At 70.7% G+C, this 25,726-nt stretch carries 23 protein-coding genes and 5 tRNA genes; 16 read left to right on the forward strand and 12 right to left on the reverse strand.

What is annotated here, in order from left to right:
- Positions 1–154: 154 nt before the first annotated feature.
- The 3 genes from ACZ6CL_RS04115 (at position 155) to ACZ6CL_RS04125 (ending at position 4,608) form a co-directional block, all read left to right on the forward strand.
- The gene (locus ACZ6CL_RS04115; RefSeq protein WP_468930839.1) at positions 155–2,536 is read left to right on the forward strand and encodes a polysaccharide lyase 8 family protein; all 2,382 of its coding nucleotides are present in this window, start codon (positions 155–157) and stop codon (positions 2,534–2,536) included.
- Positions 2,537–2,758: 222 nt separating this feature from the next.
- On the forward strand, positions 2,759–4,342 hold the full coding sequence (locus ACZ6CL_RS04120) for an acyl-CoA carboxylase subunit beta (RefSeq protein ID WP_468930840.1): 1,584 nt from the start codon (positions 2,759–2,761) through the stop codon (positions 4,340–4,342).
- Positions 4,343–4,365: 23 nt separating this feature from the next.
- Positions 4,366–4,608 (forward strand): acyl-CoA carboxylase subunit epsilon, encoded by a 243-nt coding sequence (locus tag ACZ6CL_RS04125; RefSeq protein WP_468930842.1) that lies wholly within the window; start codon positions 4,366–4,368, stop codon positions 4,606–4,608.
- A 156-nt stretch (positions 4,609–4,764) separates the two neighbouring features.
- On the opposite strand, the gene ACZ6CL_RS04130 is transcribed toward ACZ6CL_RS04125, so the two are convergent.
- The 8 genes from ACZ6CL_RS04130 to ACZ6CL_RS04165 form a co-directional block, all read right to left on the reverse strand.
- Positions 4,765–5,343: a GTP-binding protein gene (locus ACZ6CL_RS04130; RefSeq protein ID WP_078510301.1), complete on the reverse strand. Its 579-nt coding sequence runs from the start codon at positions 5,341–5,343 to the stop codon at positions 4,765–4,767.
- The gene (locus ACZ6CL_RS04135; protein ID WP_468930845.1) at positions 5,324–6,022 is read right to left on the reverse strand and encodes a DUF742 domain-containing protein; all 699 of its coding nucleotides are present in this window, start codon (positions 6,020–6,022) and stop codon (positions 5,324–5,326) included. The genes ACZ6CL_RS04130 and ACZ6CL_RS04135 overlap by 20 nt, the downstream gene beginning before the upstream one ends.
- An 87-nt stretch (positions 6,023–6,109) precedes the next feature.
- Positions 6,110–6,523 (reverse strand): roadblock/LC7 domain-containing protein, encoded by a 414-nt coding sequence (locus tag ACZ6CL_RS04140; RefSeq protein ID WP_009714795.1) that lies wholly within the window; start codon positions 6,521–6,523, stop codon positions 6,110–6,112.
- 10 nt (positions 6,524–6,533) lie between these two features.
- Positions 6,534–9,614: a sensor histidine kinase gene (locus ACZ6CL_RS04145; protein WP_468930847.1), complete on the reverse strand. Its 3,081-nt coding sequence runs from the start codon at positions 9,612–9,614 to the stop codon at positions 6,534–6,536.
- A gap of 337 nt (positions 9,615–9,951) precedes the next feature.
- On the reverse strand, positions 9,952–10,539 hold the full coding sequence (locus ACZ6CL_RS04150; RefSeq protein ID WP_179936959.1) for a GTP-binding protein: 588 nt from the start codon (positions 10,537–10,539) through the stop codon (positions 9,952–9,954).
- The gene (locus ACZ6CL_RS04155) at positions 10,520–10,930 is read right to left on the reverse strand and encodes a DUF742 domain-containing protein (RefSeq protein WP_009714792.1); all 411 of its coding nucleotides are present in this window, start codon (positions 10,928–10,930) and stop codon (positions 10,520–10,522) included. The genes ACZ6CL_RS04150 and ACZ6CL_RS04155 overlap by 20 nt, the downstream gene beginning before the upstream one ends.
- Before the next feature lie 93 nt (positions 10,931–11,023).
- Positions 11,024–11,437 (reverse strand): roadblock/LC7 domain-containing protein, encoded by a 414-nt coding sequence (locus ACZ6CL_RS04160; RefSeq protein WP_009714791.1) that lies wholly within the window; start codon positions 11,435–11,437, stop codon positions 11,024–11,026.
- Positions 11,438–11,446: 9 nt separating this feature from the next.
- Positions 11,447–15,238, reverse strand: coding sequence for a sensor histidine kinase (locus ACZ6CL_RS04165; RefSeq protein WP_468930851.1), 3,792 nt, complete (start codon positions 15,236–15,238; stop codon positions 11,447–11,449).
- A gap of 600 nt (positions 15,239–15,838) precedes the next feature.
- Between ACZ6CL_RS04165 and ACZ6CL_RS04170 the strand changes: the two genes are divergently transcribed.
- The 8 genes from ACZ6CL_RS04170 (at position 15,839) to ACZ6CL_RS04205 (ending at position 19,230) form a co-directional block, all read left to right on the forward strand.
- Entirely contained in the window at positions 15,839–16,018 is a 180-nt protein-coding gene (locus tag ACZ6CL_RS04170) for a hypothetical protein (RefSeq protein ID WP_385439323.1), read from the forward strand.
- Between the two features lie 273 nt (positions 16,019–16,291).
- Complete coding sequence (locus tag ACZ6CL_RS04175; protein WP_468930853.1) at positions 16,292–17,083, forward strand: fumarylacetoacetate hydrolase family protein; 792 nt, start codon at positions 16,292–16,294, stop codon at positions 17,081–17,083.
- Positions 17,076–18,581, forward strand: a complete 1,506-nt coding sequence (gene gltX, locus ACZ6CL_RS04180) for a glutamate--tRNA ligase (RefSeq protein ID WP_468930855.1) — start codon at positions 17,076–17,078, stop codon at positions 18,579–18,581. The genes ACZ6CL_RS04175 and gltX overlap by 8 nt, the downstream gene beginning before the upstream one ends.
- 167 nt (positions 18,582–18,748) lie before the next feature.
- Positions 18,749–18,820, forward strand: a tRNA-Gln gene (locus ACZ6CL_RS04185).
- A 50-nt stretch (positions 18,821–18,870) separates the two neighbouring features.
- Positions 18,871–18,943: transfer RNA gene (locus ACZ6CL_RS04190), tRNA-Glu, on the forward strand.
- Positions 18,944–18,974: 31 nt separating this feature from the next.
- Positions 18,975–19,047, forward strand: a tRNA-Glu gene (locus ACZ6CL_RS04195).
- Positions 19,048–19,060: 13 nt separating this feature from the next.
- Positions 19,061–19,132: transfer RNA gene (locus tag ACZ6CL_RS04200), tRNA-Gln, on the forward strand.
- A 25-nt stretch (positions 19,133–19,157) separates the two neighbouring features.
- A tRNA-Glu gene (locus ACZ6CL_RS04205) sits at positions 19,158–19,230 on the forward strand.
- A 46-nt stretch (positions 19,231–19,276) separates the two neighbouring features.
- On the opposite strand, the gene ACZ6CL_RS04210 is transcribed toward ACZ6CL_RS04205, so the two are convergent.
- On the reverse strand, positions 19,277–19,930 hold the full coding sequence (locus ACZ6CL_RS04210) for a MerR family transcriptional regulator (protein ID WP_468930857.1): 654 nt from the start codon (positions 19,928–19,930) through the stop codon (positions 19,277–19,279).
- A gap of 114 nt (positions 19,931–20,044) precedes the next feature.
- Here ACZ6CL_RS04210 and ACZ6CL_RS04215 point away from each other — a divergent pair, with 114 nt between their 5' ends.
- Positions 20,045–20,536, forward strand: a complete 492-nt coding sequence (locus tag ACZ6CL_RS04215; RefSeq protein WP_468930858.1) for a DUF4188 domain-containing protein — start codon at positions 20,045–20,047, stop codon at positions 20,534–20,536.
- 25 nt (positions 20,537–20,561) lie between these two features.
- On the opposite strand, the gene ndgR is transcribed toward ACZ6CL_RS04215, so the two are convergent.
- A complete protein-coding gene (gene ndgR, locus ACZ6CL_RS04220) occupies positions 20,562–21,278 on the reverse strand; it encodes an IclR family transcriptional regulator NdgR (protein WP_385439332.1) in 717 nt (238 codons plus the stop codon).
- 142 nt (positions 21,279–21,420) lie between these two features.
- Between ndgR and leuC the strand changes: the two genes are divergently transcribed.
- From leuC to ACZ6CL_RS04240, 4 genes are all read left to right on the forward strand, one after another.
- Positions 21,421–22,851, forward strand: coding sequence for a 3-isopropylmalate dehydratase large subunit (gene leuC / locus ACZ6CL_RS04225; RefSeq protein ID WP_468930861.1), 1,431 nt, complete (start codon positions 21,421–21,423; stop codon positions 22,849–22,851).
- Between the two features lie 6 nt (positions 22,852–22,857).
- Positions 22,858–23,451 carry a 3-isopropylmalate dehydratase small subunit gene (gene leuD, locus ACZ6CL_RS04230; RefSeq protein ID WP_468930864.1) on the forward strand — a complete coding sequence of 198 codons (594 nt, stop codon included), beginning with the start codon at positions 22,858–22,860 and terminating at the stop codon, positions 23,449–23,451.
- Between the two features lie 124 nt (positions 23,452–23,575).
- Positions 23,576–23,821 (forward strand): SCO5555 family protein, encoded by a 246-nt coding sequence (locus ACZ6CL_RS04235; RefSeq protein ID WP_179936968.1) that lies wholly within the window; start codon positions 23,576–23,578, stop codon positions 23,819–23,821.
- A 125-nt stretch (positions 23,822–23,946) separates the two neighbouring features.
- Entirely contained in the window at positions 23,947–24,534 is a 588-nt protein-coding gene (locus ACZ6CL_RS04240; RefSeq protein ID WP_468930865.1) for an HU family DNA-binding protein, read from the forward strand.
- A 99-nt stretch (positions 24,535–24,633) separates the two neighbouring features.
- Here ACZ6CL_RS04240 and ACZ6CL_RS04245 read toward each other — a convergent pair whose 3' ends face one another.
- Together ACZ6CL_RS04245 and cofC are read right to left on the reverse strand one after the other, a co-directional pair.
- A complete protein-coding gene (locus tag ACZ6CL_RS04245; RefSeq protein ID WP_468930867.1) occupies positions 24,634–24,837 on the reverse strand; it encodes a hypothetical protein in 204 nt (67 codons plus the stop codon).
- A gap of 71 nt (positions 24,838–24,908) precedes the next feature.
- Positions 24,909–25,595 (reverse strand): 2-phospho-L-lactate guanylyltransferase, encoded by a 687-nt coding sequence (gene cofC, locus ACZ6CL_RS04250; protein WP_468930869.1) that lies wholly within the window; start codon positions 25,593–25,595, stop codon positions 24,909–24,911.
- Positions 25,596–25,726 lie beyond the last annotated feature (131 nt).

Here is a 25,726-nt window from a genome sequence, read left to right on the forward strand (position 1 = left end):
CCCCTTCGCGCGGGCGGCCCGCCGCAGGAGATGCCATGCCGCAGGGGCGCCGCATCGCAGGGGTGTCCGGCGGCGTCGTATGGAAGGCGCCGTCGGCGGGCATCATCCCGCTGCCCGGGTTCACCGCGGAGGTTCGGCCACCTCAGGAGGTCCCATGCCAGCGCGCCCGTTCGGCTTCTGGTCCCGGCGGGGGTTCCTGGCCGTGGCCGCCGCCGGGGCGTTATGCCCCGCGCTCGCCGTACCCGCGTACGCGGCCGGGGCGGACTTCGGCGTACTGCGGCGCCGCTGGACCGACCTCGCGCTCGGCACCGGCTACGACCCCGCCGCCGAGCCGTACGCCGCCCGCCTCGCCGAGACCGGTCGTCTGGCCGCCGGGTTCCGGGCCGCCATGGCGCCCGCCGCCGCCTCGCTCTGGCCCGACCAGCCCTTCGACCCGCCCGCCGGGATCACCCAGAGCTACGCGCGCCTGAACACCATGGCCCAGGCGTACGCCCAGCCCGGCACCGGTCTCACCGGCGATCCCGGGCTCGCCGACGACATCGCCCGCGGCATCGATCACCTCGACGCCACCGTCTACCACCCCGGCACCGCCCGCTACGGCAACTGGTGGGAGTGGCAGATCGGCAGCCCCCGGCTGCTCCTGGACACCCTCGCGATCCTGTACGACCGGCTCGGCGGCGAGCGGCGGGCGCGCTGCCTCGCCGCCGTCGACCACTTCGTACCCGACGCCATGCTCGGCGACTACACCGGCACCAGCACCGGCGCCAACCGCGTCGACCTGTGCCGCGTCGTCGCGCTGCGCGGCATCCTCGGCGCGGCGCCCGCCAAGGTCGCGCTCGCCCGGGACGCGCTCTCGCCCGTCTTCCCGTACGTCACCAAGGGCGACGGGCTCTACGCCGACGGATCGTTCATCCAGCACACCTGGGTCGCCTACTCCGGCACCTACGGCTACGTCCTGCTCGACGGCCTCGGGCGGCTCTTCGCGCTGCTGGCCGGGTCGGAGTGGGAGGTCACCGACCCGAACCGGCGGATCATCCTGGACAGCGTGGAGCACGCGTACGCCCCGCTCCTGCACGACGGGCTGATGATGGACTGCGTCTCCGGCCGGGCCGTCAGCCGCGGCGTACAGATGAACGACCCGCGGGCCATCCCGCAGAGCGACCACCAGCGGGGCCATCTGCTCCTCGCCGCCATCGCCCTGCTCGGCGCGGGGGCCGACGACGCCGCGCGGGAGCGCTGGAACGGCATGGTCAGGGGCTGGATCGCCCGCGACACCGGCCACCCCGTGCTGACCGACCCGCAGTTCGGCGTCGCGGACCTGGCGCGGCTGGCCGCCGTGGCGAAGGAGGCGGGACCGGTGCTGCCCCAGCCGGTGGGCCACCGGCTGTTCCCGGCGATGGACCGGGCCGTGCACCGGCGTCCCGGCTGGACGGCCGCCCTGGCCATGGCCTCGGACCGGATCGCGTACTACGAGAACGGCAACGGCGAGCACCCGCGCGGCTGGCACACCGGCGCCGGAATGCTCTCCTGGTGGGCCGGTGAGAGCACGGCGTCCCAGTACACGGACGCCTTCTGGCCCACCGTCGACCCCTACCGGCTGCCCGGAACCACCGCCTCCGCCCGGCCCCTCGCCGACAACGAGGGCGGCGGCTGGGGCGAGCCCAAACCCGCCGCGCGCTGGGTCGGCGGCACCACCGACGGGGAGTTCGCCGCCATCGGCCAGGACCTGCGCGGACTCGGCTCCACGCTGCGCGCCAAGAAGTCCTGGTTCTGCGTGGCCGACGCGGTCGTCTGCCTCGGCGCGGACATCACCGCCCGCGACGGCGCCCCCGTCGTCACCGTCGTCGACAACCGCAACCTCGGCGCCGAGGGCACCCCCACCCTCACCGTCGACGGCCTCGCCCAGCCCCCCGCGCCCGACCGGACCCGCACCTTCCGCCGGGCCCGCTGGGCCCATCTCGCCGGGCACGGCGGCTATGTCTTCCCCGGCGGCGCCACCCTCCGTACCCGCCGGGAGGCCCGCACCGGCTCCTGGCGGGACATCAACACCGGCGGCTCCCCGGCCCCGGTCACCCGCCGCTACCTCACCCTCTGGCACGACCACGGCACCGACCCCGACGGCGGGGCTTACGCCTACCTCCTGATGCCGGGCGCGGGCCCGGCCGCCCTCGCCGCGCGGGCCGCCGACCGCCGCTGGCTGACCGTGCTCGCCAACTCCGGCGCCCGGCAGGCGATCGCCCTCCCGTCGCTCGGCGTCACGGCCGCGAACTTCTGGACCCCGGGCACGGCCGGGGCGCTCACCGCGAGCGCCCCGGCGAGCGTGCTGCTGCGCCGTACCGGACAGCACACCGCGCACCTCGCGATCGCCGAGCCGTCCCGCACCGGGGAGCCGTTCGAAGTGCGCTGGGCGCGTCCGGTGCGCGCCGTGACGGCCCACGACGCCACGGTCGAGGTGCTGGCCACCGGCGGCGCGCTGCGGCTGCGCGTCACCCCCGGTACGGCCTGCGCCACCCACCGCTGCGAGGTCATGCTCTAGGTTGTGGCCCCGGCGGCTGCCGACCATCCGGGTGGTTAAGCCCACCGGTTACGGTGCGTCGCCCACAAGATTGTGGAGTGCCGACAGCCCTCCTGGCCCTTGGGGGTGCCGGGTAAGGGGAAATCCGCTGTCCAGTTCTGTTCCGCCTGCCCACGAAAACGGGCCTGACGTTGTATGGAATTGACATGCGTTTCCGGGGGTCAGGGAACGTACCGTCGTTCCATGACCAATCTCGAAGGTGCGCCCGAAGAGGCGAGTGACGTCCGCGGGCGCGTCGCCGAGCTGCACGCGATCCGCGAGCAGGCTCGGCGCGGCCCGAGCGAGCGGGCGACCGAGGCCCAGAAGGCCAAGGGCAAGCTGACGGCTCGCGAGCGGATCGACCTCCTGCTGGACGAGGGGTCCTTCAACGAGGTGGAGCCGCTGCGGCGGCACCGCGCGACCGGATTCGGGCTCGAGGCGAAGAAGCCGTACACCGACGGGGTCGTCACCGGCTGGGGGACCGTCCACGGCCGGACGGTGTTCGTTTACGCACACGACTTCCGGATCTTCGGCGGCGCGCTGGGCGAGGCCCACGCCACCAAGATCCACAAAATCATGGACATGGCCATCTCGGCCGGGGCGCCGCTGGTGTCCCTGAACGACGGCGCCGGGGCCCGCATCCAGGAGGGCGTCTCGGCGCTCGCGGGCTACGGCGGCATCTTCCAGCGCAACACCAAGGCGTCCGGCGTCATCCCGCAGATCAGCGTGATGCTCGGCCCGTGCGCCGGCGGCGCCGCCTACTCCCCGGCGCTCACGGACTTCGTCTTCATGGTCCGCGAGACGTCCCAGATGTTCATCACCGGACCCGACGTGGTCCAGGCGGTGACCGGGGAGAAGGTCAGCCAGAACGGCCTGGGCGGCGCGGACGTGCACGCCGAGACCTCGGGCGTGTGCCACTTCGCGTACGACGACGAGGAGACCTGCCTGGAGGAGGTGCGCTACCTCCTCTCGCTGCTGCCGCAGAACAACCGGGAGAACCCGCCGACCGCCGAGGCCGACGACCCGGCCGACCGGCGCGGCGAGTCGCTGCTCGACCTCGTCCCGGCCGACGGCAACCGCCCGTACGACATGCGCAAGGTCATCGAGGAGATCGTCGACGACGGCGAGTACCTGGAGGTCCACGAGCGCTGGGCGACCAACATCATCTGCGCCCTGACCCGGCTCGACGGCCAGGTCGTCGGCATCATCGCCAACCAGCCGCAGTCGCTGGCCGGGGTGCTGGACATCGAGGCGTCGGAGAAGTCCGCGCGCTTCATCCAGATGTGCGACGCGTTCAACATCCCGCTGATCACCTTCCTCGACGTGCCCGGCTTCCTGCCCGGTGTGGACCAGGAGCACGGCGGGATCATCCGGCACGGCGCCAAGATGCTGTACGCGTACTGCAACGCGACCGTGCCGCGGATCTCCGTCATCCTGCGCAAGGCGTACGGCGGCGCGTACATCGTCATGGACTCCCAGTCCATCGGTGCCGACCTGACCTACGCCTGGCCGACCAACGAGATCGCGGTGATGGGCGCCGAGGGCGCCGCCAACGTGATCTTCCGCCGTCAGATCGCCGACGCGGACGACCCCGAGGCCATGCGCGCGCGCATGGTCAAGGAGTACAAGTCCGAGCTGATGCACCCCTACTACGCGGCCGAGCGGGGCCTGGTGGACGACGTCATCGACCCGTCCGAAACCCGTGAGGTCCTGATCCGGTCCCTGGCGATGCTGCGCGACAAGCACGCCGACCTGCCGTCCCGCAAGCACGGCAACCCGCCGCAGTAACGCCACGAGGAGACGAACACACCGTGAGCACGCCCAGCGACATCGCCGATACCGCCTCCGCGGCGGCCACTTTGGTCCGGGTCGAGAAGGGCCACGCCGACGCCGAGGAGCTGGCCGCCGTCACCGCCGTCCTGCTCGCCCGCGCGGCCGCCACCGCCGGTCACTCGCGCGACGGCGGCGCGGTCCGCCCGCGCCGCAGCCCCGCGCGCTGGCGCCGCCTGGAGCGCCGCCCGGCGTTCAGCGCCCCGCACAGCTGGCAGGGCTGACGCCCACCGCCTGACGGGCCCTGTCCGACGGCCCTGTCCGGCGCGGCACACGCGAAATCCCCCGTTCTCCATCGGAGAGCGGGGGATTTTCCGGATCTGAAACCGGCGGGTTCCGGCCGGTTCCGGCGGGCCGGGGCCCGCCGGAACCCGATGCCGCTAACGCAGCCGGGCCATCAGCGCGTGCTCGACCAGCGTGATCAGCGCGCTCTTGGCCTCGCTGCGGTGGCGCGCGTCCGTGATGATGATCGGCGCGTCGGGGCCGATCTGCAGGGCCTCGCGGACCTCCTCGGGACTGTAGGGCTGGTGTCCGTCGAAGCCGTTGAGGGCGATGACGAAGGGCAGTCCGGAGTTCTCGAAGTAGTCGACGGCGGGGAAGCAGTCGGCGAGGCGGCGGGTGTCGACGAGGACGACGGCGCCGATGGCGCCGCGGACCAGGTCGTCCCACATGAACCAGAACCGGTCCTGGCCGGGGGTTCCGAACAGGTACAGGATCAGGTCCTGGTCGAGCGTGATGCGGCCGAAGTCCATGGCCACCGTGGTGGTGGTCTTGTCCGGCGCGTGGGTGAGATCGTCGATGCCCGCCGAGGCGGACGTCATCACGGCTTCGGTGCGCAGCGGGTTGATCTCCGAGACCGCGCCAACGAACGTGGTCTTGCCCACGCCGAAGCCGCCCGCCACCACGATCTTCGCGGAGGTGGTGGAGCGGGCTGCACCGCTAGAGCTTGCGAAGTCCACTGAGCACCCTTTCGAGCAGTGTCACGTCAGGCTGGCCGCCGGCGGACTCGTCGCCGCCGGGCTGGTGAATGGCGACGAGCCCGGCCTCGGCCAGGTCGGCTACGAGGATCCGGGCGACGCCGAGGGGGATGGTGAGCAGTGCGGAGATCTCGGCGACCGACTTGATCTCACGGCACAGTTGGCAGATCCGCTGGTGCTCGGGCAGCTGGCCCTGGAGCTGGGTGGGATCGGCCGTGGTGTGTACCAGTGCCTCGATGGCGAGCTGGTACCGGGGCCGGGTCCGGCCCCCGGTCATGGCGTACGGGCGCACCAGGGGGTTATGCGCGCCGCCCGTGGGGGAAGGTTCCGGAGCGAGGCGCTGAGGCGGCTGTACGGGCTGGATGCGAGGTGGCTGCGGTGGTTCGTACATCGGACTCTCGGGAGGCGCGTAGGAGGGCGCGTAGAGGTCCTGCTGCCCCTGTGGGACATGGGGCTGCGGGGGCATCGGCTCCTGGGGCTGCTCGCCGGGGTAATCCCAGGACTGCTCGCCGGGGTAATCCCAGGACTGTTCGCCCGGGTACGGGGAGCGGGCCTGGCGGCTGGGCGCGGAGGGGAAGTTGAAGCGCTTCATCGGGGCTTCTCCGCGCGGTTCGGACGGCTGTCCATGGCCGTACGGATATCCGCTAGGGGGCGTTGCCACGTTTCCTCCTCCAACTCCAACGTGCCTGTCGGCCGGTCGCGCCACCGCACCCTATGGCGCGGTGGCGCGAAACGCACTCCATGTTTGCTAGTTGAGAAGACTGCCTTGCAATTCGGCGCGCAGGTCGGGGGTGAGGACGTTGCCCGCGCGATCGACGAGCAGGGCCATCTCGTAGCCGACGAGGCCGATGTCGCACTCCGGGTGGGCGAGTACGGCGAGGGAGGAGCCGTCGGAGATGGACATGATGAAGAGGAAGCCTCGTTCCATTTCGACGACGGTCTGGTTGACCGCGCCGCCTTCGAAGATGCGGGAGGCTCCGGCGGTGAGCGAGGTCAGGCCGGAGGCGACCGCCGCCAGTTGATCGGCTCGGTCACGGGGGAAGCCTTCGGACATCGCCAGAAGGAGTCCGTCGGCGGAGACCACCACGGTGTGGGACACCCCGGGGGTGTTGTCCACGAAGTTGGTGATCAACCAGTTCAGGTTCTGCGCCGCCTGGCTCATCGGGCTCACACTAACGCTCCTGATCGTAGGTGCTGCCGGGGCCGAAGCCCTGTTGGTCATGCTGGTCACGCGGGGGGATCCCGGATCCCGCGTCGCGTCCCCGCTGGATGCCGCTGCGCAGGTTGCTGAGCCTGCCGCGGATGTCCTCCGGGGCCCGGGAGACCTGGGGGCCGCCCTGTCCGGTGGGCTCCGCGGCACCCTCGACCAGGTTGGCCTTGGGCACCCTCCGGGGCAGACCGGAGGAGGTGACTCCGCCGGCCTTCGGCTCACGGAGCTGTTCGGCACGGTGCCAGCGCTGGTCGTTTTCCGACTGCCACCGGTTACCGTCCTCCTGCGGGGCCTGCCGCGGCCGTTCCGGCGCCGCGGGCGCCGCCGGCTCCCCGACTGCCGCCTGTGCCCCTGTCTCCTCGGTCGGCTGCCACTGCCTGTCGCGGCGCGGGAGCCCCGCGTCGGTCATCGAGTGGACGCCGCTCGGAGAGGGGCCCGGACGGTGGAACTCTACGCGGTCCCGGGAAACTTCGGGACCGCCGGGTCCCGATTCCGTTTGCGTCCCGAACTGCGACGCGAAGGGGTTTTCAAAAGATCCGGAATCGCCCCACTCTCCCTGCTGGGCAGGTGAGTTGTAGCCGCCATATGGCTGCTGTTCCGGCTCCGTCTGGGCGGTGAAGTCCGCTTCCGGTTCAGAAAAGGCGGAATCCTGGTACCCGGGCTGGACCGGTCCCGGACCGGGCTGGGCCAGCAGATCCGGACCGGGCTGGGCCAGCAGGTCCGGCCCGGCCGGGTCGTGCCGGGGCTCCTGCTCGGGCTGCACGGCCTGCATCCCGCCGTACTGCCGCTGGAACTGCTCCTGGGCGTACGACGAGTCGTCGAAGCCCAGCTCAGCGGCCGTACGGGAGGACAGCGCGGCGTCCTCCGCGGTGTACGTGGGCTGCGGCTGCGGCTGCGGCTCCGGCTCCGGGACGAGCCGGGAGACCGTGAAGTCCTCCTGGGGCAGCTCCTCGCCGCCACCGCCGTGGGTGATCGCCTCGGGCAGCATCACCAGCGACGTGGTGCCCGCCTGCTCACCGGCCGGGCGCAGCTGCACCCGGATGCCGTGCCGGTCGGCGAGGCGGCCGACCACGAACAGGCCCATGCGCTGGGAGACAGCGGCGTCCACGGTCGGCGGCTTGGCCAGCTTGTGGTTGATGTCGGCGAAGTCCTCGGCGGTCAGGCCGATGCCCTTGTCGTGGATCTCGACCACCACCCGGCCGTCCGGCAGCCGGGTCGCGGTGACCCGCACCTTGGTGTGCGGCGAGGAGAAGGTGGTGGCGTTCTCCAGCAGCTCGGCGAGCAGATGCACGAGGTCGGTCACCGCCGTGCCGTGGATCTCGCTCTCGGAGATCCCGGCCAGTTCGATCCGCTCGTACGACTCCACCTCGGACGAGGCGGCGCGCAGCACGTCGATCAGCGGCACCGGCTGGTTCCAGCGACGGCCCGGCTCCTCGCCCGCGAGGATCAGCAGGTTCTCGCCGTTGCGGCGCATACGGGTGGCCAGGTGGTCCAGCCGGAAGAGGTGCTCCAGCTGGTCCGGGTCGGCCTCCCGGCTCTCCAGTTCGGAGATCAGGGTGAGCTGTCGCTCGATCAGCCCCTGATTGCGACTGGAAAGGTTGGTGAAGATCGCGTTGACGTTGCCCCGCAGCATCGCCTGCTCGGCCGCGAGACGGATCGCCTCGCGGTGCACCTGGTCGAAGGCGCGGGCGACCTCGCCCAGTTCGTCCCGGGTGTTGATCGGGATCGGGGTGACCCGGGTGTTCACCCGGCCCGGGTCGGTGCGGGAGAGCTGGTCGACCACCATGGGCAGCCGCTGCTCGGCGACGTCGAAGGCGGCGTTGCGCAGCTGGAGCATGCTGTGGCTCATCGAGCGGGCCATCCGGCCGGCCACGATGAACGCCGCGAGCAGTGCGACGAGCACGATCGCGGAGTTCACGATCGTGTCCTGCTTTGCGTTCGCGGATATTTGCGATGCCTCGTTCACGGCCTTGTTGACGAGGTTCTGCTCGGCATCGCGGTACGCGTCGAACTTGACCGTGGACGCGGCGAACCAGGTGTCCGGAGTGATGCCCTGGTCCGCCAGCTCGTCGGGTGCCGAACCACCGGCAATGGCCTGGACCATCCGGTTCATGGAGGGCGGTTCGGTGTACGTCTTCCCCGCCGACTCGGCCTTCTGCTTCGCCGCGGCGCTCTGCTCCTCGGCCCGCTTCTTGGCCGCGGTGAGGGTGTCCTCCAGGCGGGTCACGTCCTCCGGGGTACCGGCGGCGTTGAACTCTCCGAGGGCGATGCCCTCCAGGTAGACATAGCTGCCGAAAGCGGTCAGCTGGGTCTTGCGGTCGGTCGCCGACGGACCCGGCTTGACCAGCAGATGCGTGCCGATGGAGCGCTGCAGCGACTCGGCGCCCTTGGCCAGCGAGACCGCGTAGACGGTGCGGCCGTAGGAGGTGATGTTGCCGGTGCCCAGACCCAGTTCATTGGCGAACTCGATCAGCGAGTGTTCGACGCTGACGTATCCCTCTTCGGTCTTCACCGCGCCCAGCCGGTCGGTGTAGGCGTTCCGCCGCAGCGCCGCCAGCTGGGGTTCGGCCGCCCGGAACGCCTTGAGGCGGCGCTTGAGGGCCGCCGTCTGCGGCATGTCGGCGGCCGCGTCGTCGAACTGCTTCTTCATCGCGTCGGTCGTCGCGCGCATTTTGCGCACCACGTCCTCATTGGTGCCCGTCAGCAGCGGTCCCGCGGTGCGGTCGCGCTCGTCGACCAGGGCGTGGGCGTAGCTCTCGGCGGCCCGGACCAGCTTGGCGGTGCGCTCCGCGTCCTGCGCCTCGTTCCAGGTGGCGAACGACGACTGCACCTGGAAGCCACCGAAGATCAGCGCCACCAGCACGGGGATGAGCAAAATGGCGTAAAGCCGCGTGCGCACCCCCCAGTTCCGCGGGGTGATCCGGCCACCGGTGGGGGCGGGCGGATCCGACGCATCTGCGGGCGGTGCCGCTGTGCGTGTACGCGGCGGCGGGGTGAAGTTCCCTCGCGCTTCTTGCGCGGGGTCCGGCGTGCTTCGCCTCACTCGACCAAAACCTCTCGGCGTCGGCACCGATCTCGTGCCGTTCCCAGTTGAGCCCTCTACTGCCCAGTTCAGCGAATTCCAGCACGCCCCGCTGGTGCTTTCCAAACACTGCGCAAACCGCTCAGTCTGTTGTCTAGACCAGAGATAAAACGGGCGTTAAGGGTGAGCCATGTCAAATACCGAACTAATTGAGTGCTCAGCGGAGTCGATCACATGCGCTCCGTGTCGACGAGCCGTGTTTTTCTCTGTCGAAACGTTATGAAGGTACGAGCGGGCCGTGTCGTTGGACACAGCCCGCTCGTACCTTCGCTGTCGGACAACCTCCGGCGGTCTGCCCCTACTTGAGCCGGGCCATCAACGCGTGCTCGACCAATGTGATAAGGGCACTCTTGGTCTCGCTGCGGTGGCGGGCGTCCGTGGTGATGATCGGGGTGTCCGGGCCGATCTGCAGGGCCTCGCGGACCTCCTCCGGAGCGTAGGGCTGGTGTCCGTCGAAGCCGTTGAGGGCGATGACGAAGGGCAGCCCGGAGTTCTCGAAGTAGTCGACGGCGGGGAAGCAGTCGGCGAGGCGGCGGGTGTCGACGAGGACGACGGCGCCGATGGCGCCGCGGACCAGGTCGTCCCACATGAACCAGAACCGGTCCTGGCCGGGGGTTCCGAACAGGTACAGGATCAGGTCGTCGTCCAGCGTGATGCGGCCGAAGTCCATCGCCACGGTCGTCGTGGTCTTGTCCTGCACATGGCTCAGGTCGTCGATGCCCGCCGAGGCGGACGTCATCACGGCTTCGGTGCGCAGCGGGTTGATCTCCGAGACCGCGCCGACGAACGTGGTCTTGCCCACGCCGAAGCCGCCCGCCACAACGATCTTCGCCGAGGTGGTCGCGCGGGCGGGAGGGGCGCCGCCGCTAGAGCTTGCGAAGTCCACTGAGCACCCTTTCGAGCAGTGTCACATCCGGCGTACCGCCCGTCTCCGAGCTGCCCCCCGGCTGGTGAATGGCCACCATGCCGGCCTCCGCCAGGTCGGCCACCAGGATCCGCGCCACCCCGAGGGGGATGTTCAGCAGAGCCGACACCTCCGCGACGGACTTGACCTCCCCGCACAGATGGCAGATGCGCTGGTGCTCGGGGAGCAGTCCCGCCAGGTGAGCGGGGTCGGCCGTGGTGCTGACCAGTGCCTCGATGGCGAGCTGGTAGCGCGGCCGGGTCCGGCCTCCGGTCATGGCGTAGGGACGCACCAATGGCTGGTCGCCTTCACCCCCGTACGGCGAGTGGTGATGGCCGCCGTACGGGCCGGTCGAGGCAGGGGGCGGGGTCATGAGTCCTCCGGTCGGACAACAAGGTGACGACTGTGCCGTCGGTCGGTGCCGGTGGGGGGCGCCCGGCCGTACGGCCGGGCTGGCGGTCGGGGGTCAGTTCAACAAGCTGCCTTGCAATTCGGCGCGCAGGTCGGGGGTGAGGACGTTGCCCGCGCGATCGACGAGCAGGGCCATCTCGTAGCCGACGAGGCCGATGTCGCACTCCGGGTGGGCGAGTACGGCGAGGGAGGAGCCGTCGGAGATGGACATGATGAAGAGGAAGCCCCGTTCCATCTCGACGACGGTCTGGTTGACCGTGCCGCCTTCGAAGATGCGGGAGGCGCCGGTCGTGAGGGACGTCAGGCCGGAGGCGACCGCCGCCAGTTGATCGGCTCGGTCACGCGGGAAGCCTTCGGACATCGCCAGAAGGAGTCCGTCGGCGGAGACCACCACGGTGTGGGACACCCCGGGGGTGTTGTCCACGAAATTGGTGATCAACCAGTTCAGATTCTGCGCCGCCTGGCTCATCGGGCTCAACTAACGCTCCTGCTGGTAAGTCGGGCCTACGCCGCGATCGTGATTGCCTTCGGGACCGGTATGGGCCCGACGGCCCTGCTGAATCCCCCGGCGGAGGTTGGTCAGCCTCCCGCGCACGTCGTCGGGCGCGCGAGACACCTGTGGCCCCACCTGCTCGGGCTGCTGCGACGGCTGGGCCGCGCCTTCCACGAGATTCGCGCGGGGCACCCGCCGTGGCAAGCCGGACGACGTGATACCGCCGGCGGCGGGCTCGCGGATCTGCCCGGCGCGGCGCCAGCGCTCGTCGTTGGCAGACGACGACTGCCACGCGGACTCTCCGGCACCGAGCCCCTGGAAACCGGCGCCGTTGGTGCCGTTCGTACCGCCGGTGCGCTGGGCTCCGTTGGTGTCGCGCACGGCGCTGGTGTCGCTCGCCCCGATGCCGTTGTACGCACCGGTGTTCCAGGACGACTGCTGCGGCTCACGGTCCCGCGCGGGCGGAACGGCCGAGGCGGGCCGCCCGGACGCGGGCGGCTCGGGAGCCGGGGCGGGCGGCTCGGCGGTGTACTGCCCGCTGTCGCCCTGGCCGCCCGGGTTTTCGGGCTGGTGCAGCCAGGTGGATTCGATGGTGTCGAATATCGGCGTCCGGCCGTCGCCGGGACCGGCGGGCGGCAGGGTGTCGTCCGGCTGGCGGCCGTTCCGGTCGTCCCGCACCTGCGGGAACTGGCCGGTGTCGCCGGGCCCCTGGCCCAGCTCCGGCCGCTGGAACTCGCTGGTGTCGCCGGGGCCGCGTCCGTAGTCGGGGCGGCTGAACTGCCCGGTGTCACCCGGACCGCGGCCCTCCTGGCCGGGTACGGCGAACTCACCGGTGTCACCGGGCCCGCGGCCGAAGTCGGGCCGCTGGAACTCGCTGGTGTCGCCGGGCCCGCGTCCGTAGTCCGGGCGCGGGAACTCGCCGGTGTCACCCGGGCCGCGGCGCGGCTCGAACAGGTTGGGGCCGTCGCTCAGCTGCGGCAGCTCACCGGTGTCGCCGGGGCCGCGGTTGCCGAACGGATCACGGCGCTCGCCCGGGGCGGCGAGGAGGTCCGGACGCTCGAACTGGCCCGTGGTCTCGGGCTCCTCGTGCCCGCGCGGCTGGTCGCCCGCGTCCCGGCGCCCGGCCGTCCAGTCGTCCTCGGGACGGCCCCAGCTGGTGCCGGGCTGCTGCGCCTGCGGACCGGGCAGCTCACGTGCCGGGTCGCGCGAGGGCAGCTGCGGACGGTTGCCCTGGTCGCCCGCGTCGGCGCGGCTGGGCGCACCGGTCGGCGGCGCGACCGTCGGCCCCTGGTCGCCGCGCGAGGGCAGCGGGGGACGGTCACCGGCACCGCCGCCGGATCCGGCCGGGGGCTCGTTGCGCTGCGGGGAGGCCGAGCGTCCGGGCGCCTCGAAGAGGTTGGGAGTGGACGGAGCCCCTCCGGACGGTCCCGAGGGACCCGCGCCCGCACCGGCCGGACGGGTCGGCAGGCCGCCGCCGTTGCCGGGCAGCGCGGTGCGCGGACCCGAACCGGGGACCTGCCGCCGCGGGGGCGGCGTACCGAGCAGTCCCGCCGAGCCGTTGCCCTGCCCGCCGGAACCCGGAGCGCCCTGGCCGGGGGCGCCGGCCTTGCCGCCCGCGCTCTGCGGCGCGGGCTTGCGGTTGCCCTGGGCGACGTCCACCGGCAGCATGACCAGCGCCGTCGTACCGCCCGAGTCGGACGGCCGGAGCTGGATGCGGATGCCGTGACGCAGCGACAGGCGGCCGACCACGAACAGGCCCATGCGCCGGGAGACCGACACGTCGACCGTGGGCGGCGAGGCCAGCCGCTCGTTGATCGCGGCCAGGTCCTCGGGGGAGAGCCCGATACCGGTGTCGTGGATCTCGACCAGCACCCGCCCGTCGGGCAGCGCGTGACCGGTGACCTTGACCTTGGTCTGCGGCGAGGAGAACGAGGTGGCGTTCTCCAGCAGCTCGGCGAGCAGGTGCACGAGGTCGTTGACGACCCGGCCCGCGACCTCGGTCGCCGGGACCGAGCTGAGTTCGATGCGCTCGTACTGCTCCACCTCGGAGGCGGCCGCGCGGAGCACGTCCACCAGCGGGACCGGCCGGGTCCAGCGGCGGCCGGGCTCCTCGCCCGCGAGGACCAGCAGGTTCTCACCGTTACGGCGCATGCGGGTCGCGAGGTGGTCGAGCTTGAACAGCGAGGACAGCTGGTCCGGGTCGGCCTCGCGGCTCTCCAGCTCGGAGATGAGCGAGAGCTGGCGCTGGATGAGGCCCTGGCTGCGGCGCGAGAGGTTGGTGAACATCGCGTTGACGTTGCCCCGCAGCAGCGCCTGTTCGGCGGCCAGCCGGACCGCCTCGCGGTGCACGTCGTCGAAGGCCGCGGCCACCTTGCCGATCTCGTCCCGGCTGTGCACGCCGACGGACTCGACGGAGGTGTCCACGTCCTGCGGGTCGGACTCGGACAGCTGCTTGACCAGCTCGGGCAGCCGCTTCTCGGCGACGTCCTGCGCGGTGTCCTGCAGCCGGCGCAGCGAGCGGACCATCGACCGGGCCACCACGAACGCGCCGACCAGCGAGACACCGAGGACGAGCAGGATCAGCGCACCGTTGAGGATCGCGTCCTGCTGGGCGGAGTCGCGCAGCTCACGAGACTTCTGCGTCATCTCGCTGAGCAGCGTCTGCTCGATCTTGCCCATCTCGTCGATCTTGATACTGTCCTGGTCGTACCAGTCCAGATACGTGCGCTTCTCGGCCTTGAGGCCGTCCGGGTCGCGCACCGCCCGGTCGGCGTACATCGTCGCCGCCTTGATGTCGGGGCGGCTGTCCAGCGGCTCCAGCAGGTCCTCGGAGTTGCCCTGGCGGATCTGCTTGAAGCTGCCGAGCGCCTCGTTCTCCTTGTCGACCGCGGTCCTGGCGAACCGGCTGTCGTTGGCGGAGAACTGGGCGCCCTTGGGGTCGGCGAGGGCGGCGCTGATGAGCGCGCGCTGGATGGAGGCGTACTCCTTGGCCGAGGAGAAGGTGGCGAGCGCGCGGGTGTTGTTGATCATCGCGCGGTTGCTGGTCGCCTGCGCCATGTCCTGCGACAGCGACAGCAGCGAGTTGATCAGCTCGTTGTAGTCCTGGACCGTCAGCGAGTAGTACTGGCTGTTGCCGTACGCCGTGTCGCGGATATCGTTGATCTTGCCGAGCTGGCGGTCGATGTTGACCAGCGTGGACTGCACACCGGCCATGGACTGGTCGCCGGGCTCGACGTTGTCGGTGGCCTTGCGGAAGGCCGCGATCGCGCGGTTGGTGTCCTCGCGCGTGGAGACGACGCCGTCGTCCTTCTCGTTGCCCTTGCTCGCCAGCGGCCCCGCCGACTTGTCCCGCTCCGCCTGGAGCGCGTTCGACAGCTGAGTGGCCTGCTGCGTCATGTCGGTGAGCAGCTTCATCTGGTCGAGCTGCTGGATGTTGTCCAGCGAGGTGTCGATACGCAGCGCTCCCAGCGTGGTCGCGGCGACCACCGGGAGCGCCAGCAGGGAGACCAGCCGGGTACTGATGCGCCAGTTCTTGAGGGCCACCCGGGCGCCGGGCCCGCTGGGCGCCGTCGGCGTGGTGGACTCGGCGGCGCCGCCGCCACCGCTGGGCGCGCTGGTCTTCGTAGCGCTCTGGGTACCGGCCTCGGGGCTCTGGCCGGCCGGGGGCCGCCCGCCGCCCTGGGCGCGCTGGGGCGCGGAACCGCGGTCGGTCCCACCACGCGGTTCCGGGTCCGCCGAAGCTTCCCCACGACCCTTGCGGGCCTGGGGGGACCCCATACCATCCCTCTTGAAACGTCCCTGCACTAGCGTCGCAACCTCTGGACCAGGCGCCCCACTGGATCAGCAGTGGAGCGGTGTCGAGTCGAGGGGGACCGCGGCCCCCCAATTCGGTCGTGAGTGACCGGCGCGCTTCCTTTCGTATATCGACAAGAGAGGAGCCTCCGCCGCTCGGCGCCTCTCTGTCTTGCGCCCCCATGCGCGCCGGGCTGATTCCCGCGGCGGTCCCGGGAATTCCAGCACAGTGCCGGATGCTGCAACAAGGGCAAGCGGTCAGGCTGTGACGCGCGTGACGCTCAGTACGGGCCTTATTACCGGACGTAGAAAGTCATGTCTGCGATAACGGACTTTTGTGAACGAGTCGATCGCGGTAACGGCGTGTCCGGCTAGCGATGATCAAGAGCGGAACGTCTGGTTCGGGGGTGCAATGTCCGTTTCGGGGCATGGATCGCGTGTCGTGAATGCGGCATTTGCCGGATCAGTCGTGAGCAAAATCACACGCTCGTCGAGACTTTTTCTGCGAATCCATGGGCAAGGCGGCCCCTAGCCTGACGCTTTACACCACCGGTCGATACGACAACAACGCGAGGCGTAAACCCAGTGAAGACGACGATGATGTTCCGCACCATAGCCAACCCCCGGCGCACCACCCTGGCCCATCTCGGGGACGCCGAGGAACTGCGGACCGAGACCGGCGAAGCGCCGGAGCACCCCGTCGAACTGCCCACCCAGACCGCCAACCCCCGGCGCACCGTGCTGACCGAGGCCCCCGGCCACTGAGCCGCTTACTTTGGGGCTCGGTTCTCCCCCAGCTACCGCTGGGAGGTGCCCCCGCCGGGGCGCCACAGCCGATGTCGACGGTCGACCGTGCTCGGTCCCTCGTTCCTCGGGACCTGCGCGCGCTCTCCCTTTCGACACCGGCGCGCCCCTTTGGCTCACTCGCCGGTGTCCCCCTACGGGGACGGGCGAGCCGACCCGGCGGCGCGCGGGAGGCGGGGCGATAGCCTGGAGCGTCAGTCTCCAGCGAGTTCAGTTAAGGGGCACCAGCTTCCCGTGCGCATCGCCAGATTCTCCATCGATGGCAACGTCGCCTTCGGAGTGGTCGAGGGCGAGCCGTCCGATCAGGGCGGCCCCGTCGTCGACATCATCAAGGGCCATCCCTTCGCCGAATTCGAGCGCTCAGGGCAGAAGGTCCCCCTCAGCAAGGTCCGGCTGCTGCCGCCCGTCCTGCCCAACAAGGTCGTGGGCGTGGGCCGCAACTACGCCGAGCACGCCGCCGAACTCGGCAACGAGGTCCCCGACGTCCCGGTCGTCTTCTTCAAGCCGTCCACCGCGGTGACCGGCCCCGGCGACCCCATCGCCTACCCCTCCTTCTCCTCCGAGGTGCACCACGAGGCCGAGCTGGCCGTGGTCATCGGACGGATGTGCCGCGAGGTCCCGCGCGAGCGCGTGGCCGACGTCATCCTCGGCTACACCTGCGCCAACGACATCACCGCGCGCGACGCGCAGCGGCGCGAGAAGCAGTGGGCACGGGCGAAGGGCTTCGACGGCTCCTGCCCGCTGGGCCCCTGGGTGGAGACCGGCATCGACCTGGAGCGGGCGGGCGACCTCGGGGTCATGTGCACCGTCAACGGCGAACAGCGGCAGCTGGGCCGCACCAGCGAGATGGTCCGCTCGATCGAGGACCTGATCGTGCACATCACCGAGGCGATGACGCTGCTCCCCGGCGACGTCGTGCTCACCGGCACCCCGGCGGGCGTCGGCCCCCTCACCGTCGGCGACGAGGTCGCCGTCACCATCGAAGGCATCGGCACTCTCACCAACAAGGTGATCAAGCGTGGCTAGCGCAAGCTCCTCCGCCCCCGTGCGGGTTCGTTTCTGTCCCTCGCCGACCGGCAACCCCCACGTGGGTCTGGTCCGCACCGCCCTCTTCAACTGGGCGTACGCCCGCCACCACGGCGGCACCCTGGTCTTCCGCATCGAGGACACCGACGCCGCGCGCGACTCCGAGGAGTCGTACGCGCAGCTGCTCGACGCCATGCGCTGGCTGGGCTTCGACTGGGACGAGGGCCCCGAGGTCGGCGGCCCGCACGCGCCCTACCGCCAGTCGCAGCGCATGGACATCTACGCCGACGTCGCGGCCAAGCTGCTGGACGCCGGGCACGCCTACCGCTGCTACTGCACGGCCGAGGAGCTGGACGAGCGCCGCGAGGCCGCCCGCAAGGCCGGCCGCCCCTCCGGCTACGACGGCACCTGCCGCACGCTGACCCCCGAGCAGATCGCGGCGCATGACGCCGAGGGCCGCACCTCGATCGTCCGCTTCCGGATGCCCGACGAGCCGATCACCTTCACCGACCTGGTGCGCGGCGAGCTGACCTTCACCCCGGACAACGTTCCGGACTACGGCATCGTGCGCGCCAACGGCGCCCCCCTCTATACGCTCGTCAACCCCGTCGACGACGCGCTCATGGAGATCACGCACGTGCTGCGCGGCGAGGACCTGCTGTCCTCCACCCCGCGCCAGATCGCGCTCTACCGGGCGCTCGCCGAGATCGGTGTGGGCGGCGGCCAGGTGCCCGCCTTCGGCCACCTGCCGTACGTCATGGGCGAGGGCAACAAGAAGCTCTCCAAGCGCGACCCCCAGTCATCGCTGAACCTCTACCGGGAGCGCGGCTTCCTCCCCGAGGGGCTGCTCAACTACCTCTCCCTGCTGGGCTGGTCGCTCTCGGCCGACCGGGACGTCTTCTCGCAGGAGGAGATGGTCGCCGCGTTCGACATCTCGGGCGTCAACGCCAACCCGGCGCGCTTCGACCTCAAGAAGGCCGAGGCGATCAACGCGGACCACATCCGCCAGCTGGACGTCAAGGCCTTCATCGAGGCGTGCGGCCCCTGGCTGCAGGCCCCGCACGCGCCCTGGGACCCGGAGCGTTTCGACCCGGCCGCCTTCGAGGCGCTGGCCCCGCTGGCCCAGACCCGGCTGACGGTGCTGTCCGACATCACCGCCAACGTCGACTTCCTCTTCCTGGCCGAGCCGGTGGAGGACGAGGCGTCGTGGGCGAAGGCCATGAAGCCGGGCGCGGACGCCCTGCTCGCCACCGCCCGCACGAAGATCGCCGAGCTGGCCGAGGCCGACTGGCGGGCCGAGCCGCTCAAGGAGGCCGTCCTCGCCGCCGGTGAGGAGCACGGTCTCAAGCTGGGCAAGGCGCAGGCCCCGGTCCGCGTCGCCGTCACCGGCCGCACGGTCGGTCTGCCGCTGTTCGAGTCCCTGGAGGTCCTGGGGCGCGAGCGCACACTGGCCCGCGTCGACGCGGCACTGGCCAAGCTGTCGGCGCCGTCGGCCTGACGAACCGGAGGGGCGCCGCGTGCCCGGCACGCGGCGCCACCGCCCCGGCAATCCGTTTTGGTGGCCCGTCCACCATCGGGTAATGTTCTTCCTGCGCCGCCCGGGCGGGCCGAAAGGCCGGACGGAGGCGTAACCCAGACAAAACCCCTACGGGGGTGGCGTTTTGGTGGGGTATGGTGTAATTGGCAGCACGAGTGATTCTGGTTCACTTAGTCTAGGTTCGAGTCCTGGTACCCCAGCAAGAGATCTTCCCGATTTTGTCGAGAATCTCTTGATCAAGCAAGACCAGGCCCCCGTTGTGTAGCGGCCTAGCACGCCGCCCTCTCAAGGCGGTAGCGCCGGTTCGAATCCGGTCGGGGGTACGGATCTCCAGTAGTTACGGAGATTGCTAGGGCCCCCGTTGTGTAGCGGCCTAGCACGCCGCCCTCTCAAGGCGGTAGCGCCGGTTCGAATCCGGTCGGGGGTACTGGTCTATACCATGGGCTATGGTGTAATTGGCAGCACGAGTGATTCTGGTTCATTTAGTCTAGGTTCGAGTCCTGGTAGCCCAGCGCAGTACAGGATGTGCTGATTCAGGCCCCCGTTGTGTAGCGGCCTAGCACGCCGCCCTCTCAAGGCGGTAGCGCCGGTTCGAATCCGGTCGGGGGTACAGAACAGAGAAGGCCCTCCGCGGTGACGCGGAGGGCCTTTTCGTGTTATGCCCCGTCGAAGCGGCGGCCGGACTCCTGGGCCTGCGCGAGCCGCCGCAGGCTCAGCAGCACCGGCTCGTACAGCACGGTCAGCGCGACGGACGCCTCGATCTGCTCGGTGGGCGTGTCGTACGTCTCCACTACATCCAGTTCGTGGACGGCCAGTTCGGACGCCAGCCGGGCGTACGGCAGCAAGTGGTCGGTGTCATACGGGTATCCGAGGCGGGCCAGCGACGCGACGGCCTCCACCAGCATGCGGTAGGCGGGGGAGTCGTCGCGGGCGTCCCGGCCGCGGGCCCAGCCGAGCCGGTCCAGCAGCGCGTCCGCCTCTTCCCGGGCGCGGGCCGTCGCCGGGGCGTCCACGGTGTCCTCATCGGGGCCCGGGCCGTTCGGCAGCGCCCAGATCGCGGCACCCAGCCGCCAGTGCTGGCTCAGCGACTCGTCCTCGGCGGCCTTCAGTACCTCGCGCGCCGTGGCCACCGGCATCCGGCCGACCTGGATCAGCGCCCGCACCAGCCGCAGCCTGCGCAGGTGCTCCTCGCCGTACGCGGCCTTCGTGGCGGTGAGGCGCTCGCCCGGCGGCAGCAGCCCTTCGCGCAGGTAGTACTTGATCGTCGCGGTGGACACCCCGCTGCGCTCGCTCAGCTCCGCCAGTCGCATGCCGTGCCTTCCCTTGCGGTTTTCTCTTGCGTTTCCGTATGGAGAGTGTCACTATCCAATCATTGGATAGCTTCACTATCCAGTACGCCGTGACGTCGGAACGAGGGGATCACCATGGGTGCCGATGTGATCGAGGGCCGTATGACCGCCGAGGTCGAGGGGGAGGTGACCGTCTTCCTCATCGGGATGCGCGTCAACCGCTTCCGCGCGCTGCGCAGCTGGCTGCCGGTCTTCCGGGCCATGCCGCGGATGCTGCGCGAGCTGTCGCGGGACAAGGAGAGCGGGCTGCTGGGATGCCAGCTGCTGGTCGGTCCGCCCCGGGTGCTGTACGTCGTCCAGTACTGGGACTCACACGAGAAGCTCCTCGCGTACGCCTCGGCGCAGGACGGGGAGCACCGCCCGGCCTGGGCCGCGTTCAACCGGCGGGCCCGGGAGGGCCGGGGGAAGGTCGGCATCTGGCACGAGACGTACGCCGTGCCGGCCGGTGCGCACGAGGCGATCTACTGCGACATGCCGGCGTTCGGGCTGGGCAAGGCCACCGGGGTCGTCCCGGTCGGCCGTCGCGGTGAGCGCGCGGCCGACCGGCTGTCGCTGAAGGGCGCGTAACGATCAGACGCCCGTAAGGCGGTCATCAGTGGCCCCGGCGCAGCGCGTCCGAGAGGCGCGCCGCCGCGTCGATGACCGCCTGGGCGTGCATGCGGCCCGGGTGGCGGGTCAGCCGCTCGATCGGTCCGGAGACCGAGACGGAGGCGACCACGCGGTTGGACGGGCCGCGCACCGGGGCGGACACGGACGCCACGCCCGGCTCCCGCTCGCCGATCGACTGGGCCCAGCCCCGCCGCCGTACGCCGGAGAGCGCCGTCGCGGTGAAGCGTGCGCCCTGGAGGCCCCGGTGCAGCCGCTCCGGCTCCTCCCAGGCCATCAGGATCTGGGCCGCCGAGCCCGCCTTCATGGGGAGCGTGGAGCCGACCGGCACGGTGTCCCGCAATCCGGACAGCCGCTCGGCCGCCGCGACGCAGATGCGCATGTCGCCCTGGCGCCGGTAGAGCTGCGCGCTCTCCCCGGTCACGTCCCTGAGGTGGGTGAGGACCGGCCCGGCCGTGGCGAGCAGCCGGTCCTCGCCCGCCGCCGCGGCCAGCTCGGCCAGACGCGGGCCCAGGATGAAGCGGCCTTGCATGTCACGTGCCACCATCCGGTGGTGCTCGAGTGCTACCGCGAGCCGGTGCGCCGTGGGGCGCGCGAGACCGGTGGCCCCGACCAGCCCCGCGAGGGTGGCCGGACCGGACTCCAGAGCGCTCAGTACCAGAGCCGCCTTGTCGAGAACGCCGACGCCGCTAGAGTTGTCCATGAAACGATACTCGCGTCTCACAGTGTGAAACGCAAGTTCAATTTTTCGGGATACCCGCCACTCTGTAACTGGCGGGCCCGCGAGCCAGGGCACGCACCCGACACGAGTTGGGCCGGCGAAGAGGCCGGTCGGAGGGAAAGCGATGGGACGGACACTCGCGGAGAAGGTCTGGGACGATCATGTCGTCCGGCACGCCGATGGCGAGCCCGACCTCCTCTTCATCGATCTGCACCTGCTGCACGAGGTGACCAGCCCGCAGGCGTTCGACGGCCTCCGCAAGGCCGGCCGCCAGGTGCGCCGTACCGATCTCACCCTCGCGACCGAGGACCACAACACCCCGACCCTCGACATCGACAAGCCGATCGCGGACCCCGTCTCCCGCACCCAGTTGGAGACGCTGCGCAAGAACTGCGCGGAGTTCGGGGTGCGTCTGCACCCGCTCGGCGACGTCGAGCAGGGCGTTGTCCACGTGGTGGGACCGCAGCTGGGGCTGACCCAGCCCGGCACCACCGTCGTCTGCGGTGACAGCCACACCTCCACCCACGGCGCCTTCGGCGCGCTCGCGTTCGGCATCGGCACCAGCCAGGTCGAGCACGTGCTGGCCACCCAGACGCTGCCGCTCGCGCCGTTCAAGACCATGGCCGTCACCGTCGAGGGCGAGCTGCCCGAGACCGTCACCGCCAAGGACCTGATCCTGGCGATCATCGCCCGCATCGGCACCGGCGGCGGCCAGGGCTTCGTGATCGAGTACCGCGGCCCGGCCATCGAGAAGCTCTCGATGGAAGCCCGGATGACCGTGTGCAACATGTCCATCGAAGCGGGCGCCCGGGCAGGCATGATCGCTCCGGACGAGACCACCTTCGCCTACCTGGAGGGCCGCCCGCACGCCCCGCAGGGCGAGGAGTGGGACGAGGCCGTCGCGTACTGGCGCACGCTGCGCAGCGACGACGACGCGGTCTACGACCGCGAGGTCGTCATCGACGCCTCCGAGCTGGCCCCGTTCGTCACCTGGGGCACCAACCCCGGTCAGGGCGCGCCGCTGTCGGAGTCGGTGCCGGACCCGGCCACCTTCGAGGACGCCAGCGAGAAGTACGCCGCCGAGAAGGCCCTGGAGTACATGGGTCTGACGGCCGGTCAGCCGCTGCGCGAGATCAAGGTGGACACCGTCTTCGTCGGTTCCTGCACCAACGGCCGCATCGAGGACCTGCGCAACGCCGCCTCCGTCCTGCACGGCCGTTCGGTGGCCGACGGGGTGCGGATGCTGGTGGTCCCGGGCTCGGTACGGGTCGCGCTGCAGGCCGTGGAGGAGGGGTTGGACAAGGTCTTCACCCAGGCCGGCGCCGAGTGGCGGCACGCGGGCTGTTCGATGTGCCTGGGCATGAACCCCGACCAGCTCGCCCCCGGCGAGCGCTCGGCGTCCACGTCCAACCGCAACTTCGAGGGCAGGCAGGGCAAGGGCGGCCGTACCCACCTGGTCTCGCCGCAGGTCGCCGCCGCCACCGCGGTGCTCGGCCACCTGGCCTCGCCCGCCGACCTGTCCGACGCCGACGTCACCGTTCCCGTGGGGGTCTGAGCAGCCATGGAAGCATTCACCACGCACACCGGCCGGGCCGTTCCGCTGCGCCGCAGCAACGTCGACACCGACCAGATCATCCCGGCGCACTGGCTCAAGAAGGTCACCCGCGACGGTTTCGAGGACGGGCTGTTCGAGGCCTGGCGCAAGGACCCGGAGTTCGTGCTCAACCAGCCCGAACACAAGGGCGGGACGGTCCTGGTGGCCGGTCCCGACTTCGGCACCGGCTCCTCGCGCGAGCACGCGGTGTGGGCGCTGCAGAACTACGGCTTCAAGGCCGTGATCTCCTCCCGCTTCGCCGACATCTTCCGCGGCAACTCCCTCAAGAACGGGCTGCTGACCGTCGTCCTGCCGCAGGAGACCGTGGAACGGCTCTGGAAGCTGGTCGAGGCGGACCCCGCCGCGGAGGTCACCGTGGACCTCGTCGACCGTCAGGTTCGAGCCGAGGGAATCACGGCTGATTTTGAGCTTGACGAGAACGCCCGGTGGCGACTCCTGGAGGGGCTGGATGACATCAGCCTCACCCTCAGGGAGGAGGCCGACATCGTCGCGTACGAGGGTCGCCGCTTCTCCTTCAAGCCCACCACGACGGTGCTCTGACCCCCCGGTTTTCCCTGCACAGAGCGGGTTTGGCATGATGCGCCGCCAGTCCTCGGACTGGCGGCGCATCGTCATGTTGAGGCCCCGTGAAGCGACAACTCGCCTCAGATGGCACAATCAGTGCATGGAACGCGACGGCCAACTCGAGCTCTACGGTCTTGTCGCTGCCCGGCTCAAGGAAGCGCACACAAGGGTGCGCACACTGCAAGTCCCGGAGGGCGTACGGATGGCGCTGTCCCGGAAGCTGCTGGTGATCACGGCAGCGTCAAAACACGATCTCGCAGACGCGGCAAGGCGTCTGGAGCGGTTGATGAACGACCTCGACGAGGGCCGTTTCCCCGAAGATCCCGACTCCTACCGAAGTCCGTGACGACCGAGTGCGTTGCGGCACAAGGGTGATTAGCCCGTTTCGTGTTTGATTTGCGGTATATATCTGCCTAACGTGCGAAAAAGCTTGAACACATTCGTTCCAGCAATGTCTCCGAAGGGGAAGACGTGAACAAGGCGCAGCTCGTAGAAGCGATTGCCGACAAGGTCGGCGGACGACAGCAGGCCGCCGAAGCGGTCGACGCGGTCCTGGACGCCATCGTCCGTGCAGTGGTCGGCGGGGATCGAGTTTCGGTCACCGGTTTCGGTTCGTTCGAGAAGGTGGAGCGGCCTGCTCGGTACGCCCGTAACCCCCAGACCGGGGAGCGGGTCCGGGTCAAGAAGACCTCGGTGCCCCGTTTCCGCGCGGGCCAGGGCTTCAAGGACCTGGTGAGCGGTTCGAAGAAGCTGCCCCGGGGCGGCGAGGTGGCCGTGAAGAAGGCCCCCAAGGGCAGCCTCCAGGCCGCCGCGAAGAAGGCCGCGGCCAAGAAGGCCACCGCCAAGAAGGCGGCTCCGGCGAAGAAGACGACCGCCAAGAAGACCACGGCCAAGAAGGCGCCCGCCAAGAAGGCCCCGGCGACCAAGGCCACCGCCAAGAAGGCGGCTCCGGCGAAGAAGACGACCGCCAAGAAGGCCACCGCGAAGAAGGCCCCGGCGCGCAAGACGGCCGCGCGCAAGGCCCCCGCCAAGAAGACCACCACCGCCAGGAAGCGCTAGTCAGCCCCGTACAGCGGCACCGTTCACGCGCCGGGCCGGGCTCCGCAGAGGGAGCCCGGCCCGCGGTGCGTCACGGCCCCGGAACCCCCGCTAGGGGCGTCAGAACGTCTGCAGGGTGATGAAGACGACGCGCCGCTCGGCGCCCTCGCCCGCGACCTCGATCCGTACCCGCTGCCCGGGCCGCAGCGTCAGCAGCCCCCCGGCGTCGAAGGCCGCCGCGTCGAAGGGCAGGGGCGTGCCGTCGTCGAGCAGCACACTGCCCGTACGGGCGTCGGAGTCGTAGGTGTAGGCCGTTCCCTGCATACCGGCAAGCCTAGTGCGCGCCGCCCGACGCCTCCTCGCGGGGCACCCCCTGTGTCCCCGGCAGGCCGCCCCTATGTCCCCGGCAGTGCCGCCCTGGGGCCGGGCGGGCAGGTGCCGCACAGCCGGGCCGTATGGGTGCCGACGCCCAGCGCCAGCGCCGCGCGCAGGTCCTCGCCGGTGTCCACGTCACGCCGCACCGAATCGACCCCGGGCAGCTCGATCTCGTACGCGCCGGACGCCCGGTGCCGGGCCCGGGAGGCGCCCCCGAAGGCGGGCGCGAGGTCGGTGCCCGGCGCCGCCGCGAGGAGCGTCGTGCCGACGCCCGCCGCGTCCGCCAGAAAGGCGCGTGGGGCGCCCGCGGCGGCTTCGAGCACCTGGTCGAGGTCGGCCGTCCGCAGCGCCGGGAGATCGGCGTTCAGCGCCGCCACGAAGGCCCTGGGGCGGGCCTCCCGCACCGTCCGGGCGCCGTGCGTGAGTGCCGCGTTCAGTCCGCGGCCCGGCGTATCGGGCAGAATCCGGGCGCCGAGGGCCGTCAGCTCGCGCGCGGCGAGCGGGTCGTCCGTGACCACGGTCACCCCGCCCACGCGCCGACCGGCCAGCGCCGCGGCCACCGTGTCCTTGGCGAACGCCAGCGCGAGACCCGGCCGCAGGGCGTCCCCGGTGGCGTCGGAGAGCCTGCTCTTCGCCCGTGACAGGGGTTTCAGCGGCACCACCAGCGTCCACACCACAGGGCTTGCGTTTCTTCCCACGGATCCCATTCTCGCCTGCTGCCCGGCTCGTCCCGGACGTGGCGGGGTTACGGTGTCCTCGACAGACCGAGTACCTGGAGCGACACTTGTGCGGCTGCCCGGACGGCAGCAAGCCAGCAGGTCAGCAGGGTCAAGAGGAG

The organism is Streptomyces sp. NPDC041200, from assembly GCF_055591805.1.

Excerpts from the sequence above, each read along its gene's own strand:
- ACZ6CL_RS04245 (WP_468930867.1), bottom strand. The coding sequence starts at position 24,837 with ATGCAGGGAACGGCCTACACCTACGACTCCGACGCCCGTACGGGCAGT.
- ACZ6CL_RS04140 (WP_009714795.1), bottom strand. The coding sequence starts at position 6,523 with ATGAGCCAGGCGGCGCAGAACCTGAACTGGTTGATCACCAACTTCGTG.
- ACZ6CL_RS04115 (WP_468930839.1), top strand. The coding sequence starts at position 155 with ATGCCAGCGCGCCCGTTCGGCTTCTGGTCCCGGCGGGGGTTCCTGGCC.
- leuD (WP_468930864.1), top strand. The coding sequence starts at position 22,858 with ATGGAAGCATTCACCACGCACACCGGCCGGGCCGTTCCGCTGCGCCGC.
- ACZ6CL_RS04215 (WP_468930858.1), top strand. The coding sequence starts at position 20,045 with ATGGGTGCCGATGTGATCGAGGGCCGTATGACCGCCGAGGTCGAGGGG.
- ACZ6CL_RS04235 (WP_179936968.1), top strand. The coding sequence starts at position 23,576 with ATGGAACGCGACGGCCAACTCGAGCTCTACGGTCTTGTCGCTGCCCGG.
- ACZ6CL_RS04160 (WP_009714791.1), bottom strand. The coding sequence starts at position 11,437 with ATGAGCCAGGCGGCGCAGAATCTGAACTGGTTGATCACCAATTTCGTG.
- cofC (WP_468930869.1), bottom strand. The coding sequence starts at position 25,595 with ATGGGATCCGTGGGAAGAAACGCAAGCCCTGTGGTGTGGACGCTGGTG.
- ndgR (WP_385439332.1), bottom strand. The coding sequence starts at position 21,278 with ATGGACAACTCTAGCGGCGTCGGCGTTCTCGACAAGGCGGCTCTGGTA.
- ACZ6CL_RS04165 (WP_468930851.1), bottom strand. The coding sequence starts at position 15,238 with ATGGGGTCCCCCCAGGCCCGCAAGGGTCGTGGGGAAGCTTCGGCGGAC.
- ACZ6CL_RS04155 (WP_009714792.1), bottom strand. The coding sequence starts at position 10,930 with ATGACCCCGCCCCCTGCCTCGACCGGCCCGTACGGCGGCCATCACCAC.
- ACZ6CL_RS04120 (WP_468930840.1), top strand. The coding sequence starts at position 2,759 with ATGACCAATCTCGAAGGTGCGCCCGAAGAGGCGAGTGACGTCCGCGGG.
- leuC (WP_468930861.1), top strand. The coding sequence starts at position 21,421 with ATGGGACGGACACTCGCGGAGAAGGTCTGGGACGATCATGTCGTCCGG.
- ACZ6CL_RS04210 (WP_468930857.1), bottom strand. The coding sequence starts at position 19,930 with ATGCGACTGGCGGAGCTGAGCGAGCGCAGCGGGGTGTCCACCGCGACG.